The 14,889-nt window shown below is 26.6% G+C and carries 10 protein-coding genes and 1 tRNA gene; 3 read left to right on the plus strand and 8 right to left on the minus strand.

Annotation, left to right across the window (positions count from 1 at the left end):
* Positions 1-599: 599 nt before the first annotated feature.
* A complete protein-coding gene (ansP, locus tag FD726_RS00305; protein WP_159989599.1) occupies positions 600-2,075 on the plus strand; it encodes an L-asparagine permease in 1,476 nt (491 codons plus the stop codon).
* A gap of 326 nt (positions 2,076-2,401) precedes the next feature.
* Here ansP and tal read toward each other — a convergent pair whose 3' ends face one another.
* Positions 2,402-3,358 carry a transaldolase gene (gene tal, locus FD726_RS00310; protein ID WP_159989600.1) on the minus strand — a complete coding sequence of 319 codons (957 nt, stop codon included), beginning with the start codon at positions 3,356-3,358 and terminating at the stop codon, positions 2,402-2,404.
* A gap of 206 nt (positions 3,359-3,564) precedes the next feature.
* On the opposite strand from tal, the gene FD726_RS00315 reads away from it, so the two are divergent.
* Positions 3,565-5,844 (plus strand): NADP-dependent malic enzyme, encoded by a 2,280-nt coding sequence (locus FD726_RS00315; protein ID WP_159989601.1) that lies wholly within the window; start codon positions 3,565-3,567, stop codon positions 5,842-5,844.
* Positions 5,845-5,898: 54 nt separating this feature from the next.
* Here the strand turns inward: FD726_RS00315 and hemF are convergent, their stop codons facing one another.
* The 5 genes from hemF to cysK all read right to left on the minus strand — a co-directional run bounded on the left by hemF (position 5,899) and on the right by cysK (position 10,934).
* A complete protein-coding gene (gene hemF / locus FD726_RS00320; protein ID WP_159989602.1) occupies positions 5,899-6,801 on the minus strand; it encodes an oxygen-dependent coproporphyrinogen oxidase in 903 nt (300 codons plus the stop codon).
* Positions 6,802-6,921: 120 nt separating this feature from the next.
* Positions 6,922-7,425, minus strand: coding sequence for a PTS glucose transporter subunit IIA (gene crr / locus FD726_RS00325; RefSeq protein ID WP_159989603.1), 504 nt, complete (start codon positions 7,423-7,425; stop codon positions 6,922-6,924).
* 53 nt (positions 7,426-7,478) lie between these two features.
* Positions 7,479-9,200 (minus strand): phosphoenolpyruvate-protein phosphotransferase PtsI, encoded by a 1,722-nt coding sequence (gene ptsI / locus FD726_RS00330; protein WP_159989604.1) that lies wholly within the window; start codon positions 9,198-9,200, stop codon positions 7,479-7,481.
* A gap of 155 nt (positions 9,201-9,355) precedes the next feature.
* Positions 9,356-9,613, minus strand: coding sequence for an HPr family phosphocarrier protein (locus FD726_RS00335; RefSeq protein WP_159989605.1), 258 nt, complete (start codon positions 9,611-9,613; stop codon positions 9,356-9,358).
* A 349-nt stretch (positions 9,614-9,962) separates the two neighbouring features.
* Positions 9,963-10,934: a cysteine synthase A gene (cysK, locus tag FD726_RS00340; protein WP_159989606.1), complete on the minus strand. Its 972-nt coding sequence runs from the start codon at positions 10,932-10,934 to the stop codon at positions 9,963-9,965.
* Positions 10,935-11,547: 613 nt separating this feature from the next.
* Here cysK and ligA point away from each other — a divergent pair.
* Positions 11,548-13,569, plus strand: a complete 2,022-nt coding sequence (gene ligA, locus FD726_RS00345) for an NAD-dependent DNA ligase LigA (protein ID WP_159989607.1) — start codon at positions 11,548-11,550, stop codon at positions 13,567-13,569.
* Positions 13,570-13,610: 41 nt separating this feature from the next.
* On the opposite strand, the gene FD726_RS00350 is transcribed toward ligA, so the two are convergent.
* Together FD726_RS00350 and FD726_RS00355 are read right to left on the minus strand one after the other, a co-directional pair.
* Positions 13,611-14,585: a bile acid:sodium symporter family protein gene (locus tag FD726_RS00350; RefSeq protein ID WP_159989608.1), complete on the minus strand. Its 975-nt coding sequence runs from the start codon at positions 14,583-14,585 to the stop codon at positions 13,611-13,613.
* Positions 14,586-14,788: 203 nt separating this feature from the next.
* Positions 14,789-14,861 (minus strand) — tRNA-Lys (locus FD726_RS00355).
* Between the last annotated feature and the right edge of the window lie 28 nt (positions 14,862-14,889).

Genomic DNA, 14,889 nt, shown 5'->3' on the forward strand with positions numbered 1-14,889 from the left:
AAACTTAATATATGCTTTTGAAGCGCTAATTAATTTATTCATTTATTAATATATTAGAGATCAGTTATTTTCTAACATTATATAATAGTTAATAGTATTTATATAGTTTTAATTGATATAATTTTTAGTTCTAACCAAACTTATTTATTAAATAAAGTATAGATTTTATTAATTTGATAAACTTATTGTAGTAATAATTTTGTTTAACATTTTTATTAAATTAGTTTATCAAAAATTATCATAACTGTAATATTATTTTGATCTTTTATTTTTCCTAATAATAATTGCAGTATTATTTTTTATGTTTATAAAAAATAATACCAAATTTATATTATAAAATCATTGTAATTCAACAGATAATGATAATTTTTTGAATTTATTATTTTATCTTTAATTATTTTAATAATAGATATTAACATTAAAATTAAATATTTATGCACTTATTAATAATATATAAATATTAAACATATAGATCATTTATGAACTTAAATTTTTATATTACTTGATTATAAATTACAAGATAAAAAATTAATTTTAAAACTATATTCCTAATAATTTAATAAAAATTTAATATCCTAATTACGATAAATAGGAAAATTATGACACATAAAAAACAAGAATTAACTGAAGTTAGTGATGCAAAAAGACGTTGGTTAAATTCTCATGACATAGGTTATCAAAAATGCATGGATAATCGACATGTTCAAATGATTGCCATAGGAGGTGCTATAGGAACTGGTTTGTTTTTAGGAACTGGTGGTAGATTACAAGCAGCAGGTCCTGCATTGGTTCTAATTTATATTATTTGTGGAATATTCTCTTTTTTTATTTTACGTGCATTAGGGGAATTAATTTTAAATCGTCCCTCTAGTGGAAGTTTTGTATCTTACGCTAGAGAATTTTTCGGTGAAAAAGCTTCATATATCGCAGGTTGGATGTACTTTACTAATTGGGCTATGACTGGTATTGTAGACATTACTGCTGTTGCTTTATACATGAAATACTGGAAAATATTTGATGGCATTCCTCAATGGGTATTTGCTCTTGCTGCTCTAACGATTGTTGGTGTTATGAATATGGTTGGAGTGAGATGGTTTGCTGAAATGGAGTTTTGGTGTTCTTTAATTAAAGTATTAGCAATTATATTTTTCTTAATTATTGGATTAGCAGTACTAATTAGTGGTAGACCAATAGATGGTAATGTAACAGGTATTCATTTGATTATCGATCAAGGTGGATTTTTCCCACACGGTTTATTACCTGCTTTGGTTTTAATACAAGGAGTAGTATTTGCTTTTGCTTCAATTGAATTGGTTGGTACCGCAGCAGGTGAATGTAAAGATCCTAAAACAATTTTACCAAAAGCAATTAATAGTATAATATGGCGTGTAGGCATATTTTATATTGGTTCAATATTGTTGTTGGTACTTTTATTACCATGGAATGCTTATCATGAAAATCAAAGCCCATTCGTTACATTTTTATCTAAATTGGGGATACCATATATATGTAGTATAATGAATGTTGTTGTTTTAAGTGCAGCACTTTCTAGCATAAATTCAGGATTATATTCTACTGGAAGAATTCTTAGATCTATGTCAATGGGTGGATCAGCACCAAAATTCATGTCAAAAATGAGTTCTCAGAATGTACCTTATGCTGGAATTATATCTACTATTGGAATTTATATAATTGGTGTATTTCTTAACTACAGTTTACCTTCAAAAGTATTTGAAATTGTATTAAATTACGCTTCTCTTGGAATTATTTCTTCTTGGACTTTTATAATTATATGTCAATTACGTTTACGTAAAGCTATTAAAGAAGGTAAAGCAAAGGAAGTAAGTTTTAAATTACCAGGTGCTCCTTTTACTTCTTGGTTAACTCTATTATTTTTATTTTGTGTTTTAGTATTAATGGCTTTTGACTATCCAAATGGTACTTATACTATAGCATCTATTCCTTTAATAGCATTAGTTTTAGTATTAGGATGGTTTAGAGTTAGAAAACGTGTTAAAGAAATATCTAATGAACAAAAAATATATCATCATTACGATAATGAAAAACAAACTTAAAATAAGTAATATATAAAATAGTGTTATTGATATAATAAATATTACAATCAGTACTATAATAAAAATATGATTTTATGATATAAATTTGATAAAATATATATTGTTATATGTTTGCTTAATATTTTTCTGATTATCTATAATAAATATTAATATATTTTTTATTACTCATTGTGATATTCATACTTAATTATATTTTATTTGCTGTAACCTTGTTACATGTTAATTTTAAACATTAATCAAATTAAATATGTAACAACAATGACATTTAAATATTAATTAATCTTAATATTAAGGCGGATATAGTTTCCGCCTTAATATTATAACAGCTAAATTCTAAGTGACATTTCTTGTTCTAATTTTTGCTGATCAAAAGAAAATGTTCGTATACCTTCGGATAGTTTTTCTATAGCCATGGGATTTTGGTTATGTTCCCAACGAAATTCAGATTCTGAAATAGGAACAGATTTATTGTGATTTACTGTATTATAAGGATTTTTTAATGTTCTTAATAATGGTTCATTACTATTTTTTAATTCATTTAAAAAATTCGGGGATATTGTCAAATAATCACAACCAGCTAACGCAATTATTTGCTCTTTTTTGCGGAAACTAGCTCCCATAATAATAGTATTATAGCCATGACATTTATAGTAATTATAAATGTCATAAATTAATTTTACACCTTGATCCTTTTGAACTGAATATGGGCTGATTAAATTGTGATCATTATACCAATCATATACTCTACCAACAAATGGTGAAATTAAAAATACTTTTGCTTCAGCAGCAGCTTTTGCTTGAATTATGGAAAATATCAAAGTCAAATTACACTTAATACCATCTTTTTCTAGCTCTCTAGCAGCTTGAATACCTTCCCAAGTTGATGCTAATTTAATTAAAACACGTGATCTATCTATTCCATTATCTTTGTACATTTTAATTATTCTTTTTGCTCTGTTGATACAGCTTAATGTATCAAAAGATAATCTAGCATCTATTTCTGTAGAAATATGACCAGGTATGTATCTTAATATTTCTGTTCCGATATTAACAGCAAATTTATCACTAGCATTAATTATTTTTATTTCTTTATTACCACCTTGTTTTTTAGCATACTCAATTGCATTATTTATCATATCTTGATAAATTTTTAAATTGATAGATTTAAGTATAATAGAAGGATTAGTGGTTGCGTCTTTTGGGCGATATTGTATGATAGATTCTATATTGCTACTATCTGCAACTACAGTAGAAAATTGTTTTAAAGCTTCTAATTGATTCATATTAAATCCTTTTAAGAAAATAAAATGTTTTATTTTCTTACATTAAAAATAATGTTATTTATAATAATAATTAATGATTTTTAAAAATAGTTTAATTGTTATATTAAATATGTTTAATATTAAGTTGATCTATATTTGTAATATATTATGATTTTATATTTCTTAAAATAAATAATTTATGATTGCGTATAAACTAAGGATATCTAATGGATGATAAATTAAAAAAAAGTGCACTTGATTTTCACCAATATCCCTTAGCTGGGAAAATTCAAGTATCTCCTACCAAACCCTTATTAACTCAACGTGATTTGGCTTTAGCTTATTCACCTGGAGTAGCAGCTCCTTGTATAGAAATTGCTTCTGATCCAATAAAAGCATATAAATATACTTCACGAGGTAATTTAGTAGCTGTAATATCTAACGGTACTGCAGTTTTAGGTTTGGGAAATATTGGAGCTATAGCTTCTAAACCAGTTATGGAAGGTAAAGGGGTATTATTTAAAAAATTTGCCGGTATTAATGTATTTGACATAGAAATAAATGAAACAGATCCAGATAAAATAATACAAATAATAACTTCATTAGAACCCACTTTTGGTGGTATAAATTTAGAAGATATAAAAGCACCAGAATGCTTCTATATAGAACAACAATTACGTAATAGAATGAAAATTCCTGTATTTCACGATGATCAACATGGTACTGCAATTATTTGTGCTGCAGCAGTTATTAATGGGTTACATATTGTTAACAAGAGTATATCTAATGTCAAATTAGTAGTTTCTGGAGCAGGTGCTTCAGCTATTGCTTGTATGAATTTATTAGTAGAGCTAGGTTTGCCTAAGAGTAATATAAAAGTTTGTGATTCTAAAGGATTAATTTTCCATGGCCGAGAAAAAAACATGGAAATCAACAAGGCTAAATATGCAGTTAAAGATGCAGGACAGAGAACAATGGAAGAAATAATTGCTGGAACAGATATATTCCTTGGATGTTCTGGCCCAAAATTATTAACTGCACAAATGGTTCAAAAAATGGCAAAAAATCCACTTATTTTGGCTTTAGCAAACCCTGATCCAGAAATTATGCCTCCATTAGCAAAAGCAGTAAGACCAGATGCAATCATTTGTACTGGAAGGTCTGATTTTCCTAATCAAGTTAATAATGTTTTATGTTTTCCTTTTATTTTTCGTGGAGCTTTAGATGTTGGTGCGACCACTATCAACGAAGAAATGAAAATTGCTGCAGTACATGCTATCGCAGATATTGCTAAAGCTGAACAAAGTGATATTGTTGCATCAGCATATGGAGATCAAGAACTCAGTTTTGGTACAGATTACCTAATTCCGAAACCATTTGATCCAAGATTAATTGTTCAAATTGCACCTGCTGTTGCTCAAGCAGCTATGCAATCTGGTGTTGCTACTCATCCTATAAAGGATTTTGATGCTTACCGAGAAAAACTTACTGAATTTGTTTATAAGACAAATTTATTTATGAAACCAATATTTTCTCAAGCACGAAAATTGCCAAAATATGTTGTATTAGCAGAAGGTGAAGACGTAAGAGTATTACATGCTACACAGGAAATAGTAACACTTGGATTAGCAAAACCTATATTAATTGGAAGACCACATGTTATTAAAACACGTTTGCAAAAACAAGGTTTAAAAATCCAAATAGGAAAAGATTTTAAACTAGTAAATAATGAATCCGATCCTCGTTTTAAAGAATATTGGAATGAATACTACCAAATTATGAAAAGATATGGTATTACTCAAGAACAAGCACAAAGAGCAATAATTAGTAATCCAACTTTAATTGGTGCGATAATGTTACATCGAGGGGAAACAGATGCATTAATTTGTGGAACTATTGGTAATTATGATGAACATTATAATATAATAAAAAATGTAATAGGTTTGCGCAATGATATTAAAGTAGCAGGCAGTTTAAATGCATTATTATTACCTAGTGGAAATACTTTTATAGCAGATACTTATGTTAACGAAGATCCCACATCAGAACAATTAGTAGATATTACATTAATGGCAGCAGAAACAGTAAAACGTTTTGGAATGGAACCTCGTGTAGCTTTATTATCTCATTCTAGTTTTGGTACTTCTAATACACCTAGTGCACAAAAAATGCGAAATATTTTAAAAATTATAAAAAAATTAGCTCCTCAATTAGAGATTGATGGTGAAATGCATGGTGATGCTGCTTTAGTAGAAACCATACGAAAAGAATTAATGCCAGATAGTCCCCTAAAAGGAAGTGCTAATTTGCTTATTATGCCTAATGTAGAATCAGCAAGAATTAGTTATAATTTATTACGTGTATCATGTTCTGAAGGAGTAACAGTAGGACCTGTATTAATGGGCATGAAAAAACCAGTTCATATACTCACTAGCATAGCTTCAGTAAGGAGAATAGTTAATATGGTTGCTTTATCTGTAGCAGAAGCTCAGACAAAACCGTTATAAAAGACAATTCAATAATGTATATAAATTAATGTATTTTTATATTATGCACAAAAATCAGGATAACCAATCTTTAATAGGTAGAAAGTCTCTATACAGAGAGGCTTCTGCCGAATTTTCATCATATTTGTAATCATATTCCCAGCTTACTAAAGGAGGCATAGAAATTAAAATAGATTCTATCCTACCATTTGTTTGTAAACCAAATATGGTACCACGATCGTATATTAGATTAAATTCAACATATCTACCTCTTCTGTAAAGTTGAAATCTACGTTGTTTTTCACTCCATAAATAATTTTTACGAAGTGCAACAATTGGCTGATAAGCACGCAAATATCCATTACCTATAGCCTGTGCAAATTTAAAACAATAATCAAAATCTGGTTTGTTAAGATCATCAAAAAATAAACCTCCTACCCCACGCTGTTCATTACGATGTTTAATGTAGAAATATTGATCACACCAGTGTTTATATTTGTAGTATATAGCTTTACCAAAAGGCAAACAAATATCAAATGCTGTTTTATGCCAATGAATTACATCTTCTTTAAATGCATAAAAAGGCGTCATATCAAATCCTCCGCCAAACCACCAAATCGATTCAGCCCCAGGTTTTTCTCCCAGAAAAAACCTTATATTAGCATGGCTAGTTGGAACATAAGGATTAAGTGGATGAACTATTACTGATATACCTAGTGCTGTAAAACTATAATCAGACATATTTTTGTGGTATAAAGTTGCTGATGGAGGTATTTTACAATTATGGACATATGAATAGTTTACTCCTGCTTGTTCAAATATTTTTCCATTTTTTAATACGCAACTCCTACCTTGACAACTTTTAGAACTCCAATTATCTTTTTTGAATGCTTTATTATAATCTTCTTTAGACAAAACATTACAAATGTTATTTTGTAAATTTAGTAGAAAATTTCTAATATTATCTATATTACACATAATTATTAATTTTTCTTATTTTAATTTAAGCTAATCTAAATATCATCATTAATTTAGTATAAATGAAATAAAATATAAAAAACGATAACTATATTTAAATTAAGTTATCGTTTTTTAAGTTTAATTCATATTAACTATCATTATAGTGGTTTCACCTATCATTGTTTTTCCAGACAATTTTGTTAATTTTTTAATTTTATCCATATTAGAAATTACTACTGGAGTTATTGTAGATTTTACTTTTTGTTCTAATAATGATAGATCAAATTCAATAATTGTTTCTCCTATGTTCACTTCTTGACCTTCTTCACCTATTCTTTTAAAACCTTTACCTTTTAATTCAACTGTATCAATTCCAAAATGAACAAATAACTCAATACCATAATCAGATATAATTGAAAAAGCATGATTAGTTTCGAAAATTTTACCTATTTTACCTTTAACAGGAGCAACTATTTTGTTTCCCTTAGGTTTGATCGCAATACCATCTCCTACAATTTTTTCAGAAAACACTACATCTGGGACTTCTTCAATATTAATAATTTGACCTGATAAAGGAGCAATGATATTAGTTGTTTTACCTCTATTTGTCGCGTTACCAAAAATTTTAGAGAACAAACCCATATAATTTTCTCCTAATTTAATATTATTGGTGAGTTATATTTTGTAATTATAGATTAATGTTTTTCTTTATTAAACTTATCAAGTAATTTCATTAAATCTTCAGATGTTGGCTGAATTAGGGCTTTTTCTGCTAATAATTTAACATCTTTGAAATTAACACTACGAATAATTTTTTTAATTTTTGGAATAGAAATAGAGTTCATACTAAATTCATCTAATCCCATTCCTAGTAAGAGTAATGTTGCACGTTCATCACCTGCAAGTTCACCACACATTCCAGTCCATTTTCCTTCATCATGAGATGCATCGATAACTTGCTTAATTAATCTAAGCACTGATGGGGTCATTGGATTATATAAGTGAGATATCAAACTATTACCGCGATCCACTGCTAATGTATATTGTGTAAGGTCGTTTGTTCCAATACTAAAAAAATCAACTTCTTTAGCTAAATGATTTGCAATAACAGTAGAAGCAGGAGTTTCAATCATAATACCAATTTCAATTGAATTATCAAAACTTTGTCCTTCATTCGATAATTGTGACTTTAATTTTTCAAGTTCACATTTTAAAATACGAACTTCTTCCACTGATATAATCATAGGAAACATTATTCTTATTTTACCAAAAGCAGATGACCTTAAAATAGCACGTAGTTGTGTATGTAAAATTTCTCTGCGATCTAGTGCAATACGAATCGCACGCCATCCTAAAAAAGGATTATCTTCTTTTGGTAAATTCATGTAGGGTAAAGCCTTATCTCCTCCAATATCCATAGTTCTTATAATAATATCTCCTATTCCCATTGCCTCTGAAACAGATTTATAGGCTTGAAATTGTTCTTCTTCACTTGGTAGAGAATTCCTATCCATAAATAAAAATTCAGTTCTATATAATCCTATTCCTGTTGCACCTTGTAATTTTACATTTATTACATCTCGTATATTACTTATATTTGCACATATTTTAACTTGATGACCATCCAATGTTATAGCAGGTAAATTTTTTATTCTATTTAACTCATTTTTTTTAATAATATATTGTTTTCGAGTTTTCTTTAATTGTTTATAAATAATTTGAGAGGGATTTATATGTATAAAATTATTTATTCCATCAATAATTAGATAATCTCCATTTTTTATATATAAAGTAGCATTTTTAGTACCAACTATAGCTGGTATTGCAAGAGAACGAGCCATTATTGAGGTATGTGAAGTTAAACCCCCTAAATCAGTGATAAATCCTAATATCATGTTTAAGTTTAATTGTGCAGTTTCCGATGGAGTTAAATCTTTTGCTACTAATATTGATTTATCTTTTATTGAAATTAAATTATTAACATTTAATCCCAATATATTATTTATTAAACGTTTACCTATATCTCGTACATCTACTATACGTTCTTTAAGATACTGATCTTTTAGTTTTTCTAACGTTCTTATTTGATTATCAATTACTAATTTAACAGCAGCATCTGCGGTTAAATAATTTTTCTTAATACAACTAATTATTTCTTGCTCGAGTTCTTCGTCTTTTAAAATCATAATATGTCCTTCGAAGATTGCTGCTTTATCTTCACCTAAAGACTTATTAGTTTTAATCATAATTGTTTCTAATTGTTTTTCTGTTTCATTGCGACTGTGTAAAAATTTTTGAATTTCTTGATTAATTTTATCTTTGGAGATTTTTTCTTGATTTATCACTGTATCGTCTTCTCGCAACAAAATAGCTTTTCCGATAGCGATACCTGGTGACACTACAATACCTGAAATCATAATATTCCCTTTCTATCACGATGTAGATTAACTATAGTGGATTTAACCATCGTAAGAATAGATTAAAGTAAAACAAAATAAATACAATAAGCTTATCGTTAAAGATATTAATTATTTTAATAAATAAAACTATTATTTTAAATAAGTATAAAAATTCATTTTAATTCATTTATAAATTTAGCTAAATTTTCAACTGCTATTTCTTCATCCTTACCTTCTGCTTGGAGAATAATTACAGTTCCATAAGATAAACCTAAAGTTTGTAATTTAAATAAGCTTTTTGCATTTGCTGATTTATTTTGAGATATCACTGTTATTTCAGATTGAAAATTTTTTGCTTGTTTAACAAATTGCGCAGCAGGTCTAGTATGCAAACCATTTAATAAATTAATAGTAATTTCTTTCTGAAACATTATAATTTCCTAATTTTATCCAGTTTATTCTAAATTTTATTATTAATAATTTATATTTAAAATATAATAACATTAACTTATCTTTATTTTTAAGCATTAAGAATATTATTTATTAAATATTAATAATTACACAGATAATATTCATGAAAAAATAAATAGCAGGTTTTATTTTTCATAAATATTATCAATATAATTATTACAAATTTTAAGATATATTTGATCAGTTAAAATTTATATATAATTACACAAACGTAAAATAATATATTTTCAATATAAGAATAATTTATAAAAACTGCATATAATATTTGATATTATTAATATGAATATTTGCAATTTTATAAAATAATATTTATTGTATGATTTCTTTTTCAGTAAAAATATCAGAAAATAAATTAGTACTTAAATATCTTTCTCCAGAAGATGGTAGTATTACAACCATATTTTTGTTAGCGAATACCTTTTCTTCTTGTAACTTCATTGCAGCACATACAGCTGCTCCAGAAGAAATACCAGAAAGAATACCTTCTGATTCCATTAATTTTCTAGCTACTTTTATAGATTCTTCATTAGAAACAGTAACAACACGATCAATAAGAGTTAAATCTAGATTTTCAGGAATGAAACCAGCTCCAATACCTTGAATTTTGTGTGTTCCTGGTATTATGGTTTTACCAGATAGAAATTGAGTTATTACTGGAGAATTAATTGGTTCAACTGCTACTGAGATCAGATCTTTCTTTCCTTCACTATTTTTAATATAACGACTTACACCAGTAAAAGTTCCACCTGTACCAATTCCTGCAACAAAAACATCTATTTCTCCGTTTATATCTGACCAAATTTCAGGTCCAGTAGTTTTTTCATGAATTTCTGGATTAGCAGGATTGCTAAATTGCTGTAGTAACAAGTACTTATTCGGATTACTAGCAACAATTTTTTCGGCTTTTCTAATAGCTCCTTGCATGCCTTTTTGGCCTTCTGTTAATTCCAGATTAGCTCCTAAAGCTTTCAGTAATTTACGACGCTCAATAGACATAGTTTCAGGCATAGTCAAAGTTAATTTATATCCCCTAGCAGCAGATACATATGCTAATGCTATTCCAGTATTTCCACTTGTTGGTTCTACTAATTCTACTCCAGGTCTTAAAACTCCACGTTTTTCTGCATCCCAAATCATATTAGAACCTATGCGGCATTTTACACTGAAACTAGGATTACGTGATTCTATTTTTACAAAAATTGAATTGTTTCCCATATGATTCAGTCGAACTAATGGTGTATTTCCAATAGTATAGGAATTATCTTTATGGATTTTATTCATATTAATTATTTAACCAACAAAATAACAATTAAATTAAACATTTAAGCATACCATTTCTAATATTATAATAAAGTAAAAAAATGAATATATTATAATTAAGTAGAAATAAAATTGGTATTGAGATATACGTATTATGTAGATAGAACAGGGCTAATATTACATATTTCTTTATTCTAGTATTTTACATAACAAAAACAAAATAACTATTTGTTATTTCAAAACTAAATTTTTTAAGTACCAATATAATTGATACTATATAAATATAATTATATTATCTATAAAATAAATTTAAAATACTAAATAACCATAATATGTCAATAAATATTTTATTATAAATAGCAAAAATTATATTACAGTTAATAAAATTCAGTTTATATTACTATTAATAAATTTTTAGTAATATGTAAAAATATTTAATTAAATATAACATATTTAACAAATTTTTATGTTATTAATACAATACATTTTATATAATTTAAGTATATTAATTAATTATTATAAAATAATATTTATTTCATCCTAAATAATTTTACAACAATAATATTATTTCAATTACACTATATCAATCAATATGTTAGAATATTATTTTTTAAATATATACGAATGTAATATTATGAAATCACCAATAGAAAAAATAATCGAACTTAGAAAAAAACTACTTTATCACGAGTATTTATACTATGTACAGGATTCACCAGAAATTCCAGATATAGAATATGATCAAATGATAATAGAATTAAAAAGGTTAGAAAAAAAATATCCAACATTATCTAATCCTACTTCTTCAACACAATTAATCGGTGGAAAAAGATCAAAAATATTTGGTAAGATAAAACATAATATGCCCATGCTATCATTAGAAAATATTTTTAATAAAACAGATTTATTCATATTTGATCAAAAAGTAAAGAAAAAGTTAGAAAATGAAGAAATACAATACTGTTGTGAACTAAAAATAGACGGTCTTGCAGTTAATTTAATATATTATAATGGCTTATTAGTAAAAGCTGCTACTAGAGGAGATGGTTTTATTGGTGAAGATATTACTTCTAATGTACGAACAATTAAATCTATTCCACATAGTTTGCAAGGCAATAATATACCTATGTTTGTAGAAATAAGAGGAGAAGCATTTATATATCAAAAGGACTTTGAAAAACTTAATGAAGAATACAGAACAAATTTTGGTAAAGCATTTGCAAATCCTCGTAATGCTGCTGCAGGATCAATAAGACAATTAGATCCAAATGTTACTGCTAATCGTTCTTTAAGCTTTTTTTGTTATGGTTTAGGAGTTGTAAAGGAAGGAAATTTATCATCAAGTCATATAAAAAATCTACAACAACTAAGGAAATGGGGTTTACCTATTAGTGATTATACTAAGATCGTTCATGATATTAATGATGCTATTATCTTCTATGAAGAAATTAAAAAAAATAGATATAATTTAGGATTTGATATAGATGGAATAGTTATCAAGGTGGACTCAGAAAAAATGAAAAATCATTTAGGATATATTACTAAAGTTCCACGTTGGGCAGTAGCGTTTAAATTTCCTGCTCAAGAAAAAAGTACTTGCATTAAAGAAGTAAAATTTCAGGTAGGAAGAACTGGAGTAATTACACCAGTTGCGATTCTTCAACCAATTAAATTAGGAGGAGTAAATATCAAAAGTGCTACTTTACATAATGCTAAAGAAATAGAACGACTTCAGTTGCACATAGATGATGTAGTTGTAATTCGTAGAGCTGGAGATGTTATACCACAAGTTATGAATGTCATAACATCAAAAAGATCTAAAAATTCAAGAAAGATAATATTTCCTCAAAATTGTCCAGTATGTAACTCTCATATAGAAAGAATAAAAGGAGAGATAATTTCAAGATGCACAGGTGGTTTAGCATGTAATGCACAAAAAAATAACACTATTAAACATTTTGTTTCTAGTAAAGCTATGAATATAAGAGGTGTTGGCACTAAAATAATTCATAAGCTAATAAAAAAAGGATATGTTAAAACGATAGCAGATTTGTTTTTAATTGATAAAAGAAATTTAATTAAGATTGATGGCTTAGCATTCAGAGCAGCACAAAACATAATTAATGCAATAAACAAATCAAAAAATACTACTCTACAGCGTTTTATTTTTGCACTTGGTATAAGAGAAGTTGGTGAAATAAATGCTATTGAATTAGCAAATCATTTTGTTAATATTGAAAATTTTATGCTAGCAGATTTTAATTCATTAATTAAAATAAAAAACATAGGATATAAAACTGCTAAACATATACTTAATTTTATAAAAGAAAAAAATAATAAAAAAATAATATATCAACTAATTAATGAAGTAGGAATTTGTTTATCAGAGATTAAATCAAATGATGATAAAAAACAAAATAATTATTTTTATGGAAAAATAGTTGTTATTTCTGGTTCTTTTTTAAATTTAAAACAATCTATAATAAAATCTAGATTAGAATCAATAGGAGTAATAATCAAAAATCATATATCAAAAGAGACAGATTTTTTAATATCTAATAAATCAAATACTAATAAATATATAAAAGCACAAAAATTAGGTATTAAAATAATAAATGAAAACGCTATAATAAAATTACTAAAAAATAAGTTTTGATTATGATTCATAAATGAAAATTATATTATATAAATTATCAATTACGTTTTTTCATTATTTTGTTTATAACATTGAGCAATATACGAACAGGTCATTAATTGAACTTGATGGAATATCATTAAAGGTAATATAACTATTCCCACTGAACTGACAGGAAATAAAATATTTGCCATAGGAACCCCACTAGCTAGACTTTTTTTTGATCCACAAAATAATAATACTATTTCATCACTACGATTAAATTTAAATACGCGAGCAACTAAATAATTTATTATTAGTATAAAAAATAATAATATCATACAATCTATTAAAATCCATAAAAGTGTATGAATTCCAACTATATTCCATATTCCATTAGTTACTGCTTCGCTGAAAGCAGAATAAACTACTAATAAAATTGATATTTGGTCTACTTTATTAATTAAATCATTATTTTGGTCAATCCATTTATAAATCCAATTACGTGATATATGTCCAGCCAAAAAAGGTATTAATAATTGTAATATTATTTTACATACTTGTTGCATTTCATTGTCTATATTCAATCCAGAACTATTTACTCCTAATATTAACTTAACAATTAGAGGAGAAAGAAATATTCCTAATATACTAGATGCTGATGCACTACATATAGAAGCAGCAATATTACCTCCAGCTATTGATGTAAGAGCTATTGCAGATTGTACAGTGGAAGGCATACTACATAAATATAAAAAACCTTTATCAATTTCTGGACTAATATTCATCAAATGGCAACATATTAAAATAAATCCGATTAAAGGAAAAAGTATGAAAGTACTACATAGTATCCATAAATGAAGTTGCCAATTACTACTACCTAAAATAATTTTTTTTCTAGAAAGTTTAGCACCATGCATAAAAAAAAGCACAGAAATAGCTACAATAGTTAGGTATTTAAATAAATTTATAAAATTACCTTTTAATGGAATAAAAGAAGCAAGCAAAACAACAGTTAGGATCTTAATAATCATTGAATCAATCTTTAAGAATTTCATTTTTTGTGATTTATTCTAATTAAGTTTTATATTAAAATAATATTTTTTCAAATAGGTAATAAAACATATTTATTAATATCAACTAATTAAGTCTAAATTACAAAATATAATTAGCCTTAATATCGTCTAATTTAATAAGTATTGATAATATAGATTAAACAAGGAAGGATAATGTATAACTATACTTTCTTAGCTGCTAATTTTGGGTCGTGCAGGATTTGAACCTGCGACCAATTGATTAAAAGTCAACTGCTCTACCAACTGAGCTAACGACCCAATTTTTCAAAGCAAAAAAATAATTCTA

This window comes from Pantoea sp. SoEX (assembly GCF_009829945.1).
GTDB lineage: Bacteria > Pseudomonadota > Gammaproteobacteria > Enterobacterales > Enterobacteriaceae > Pantoea_C.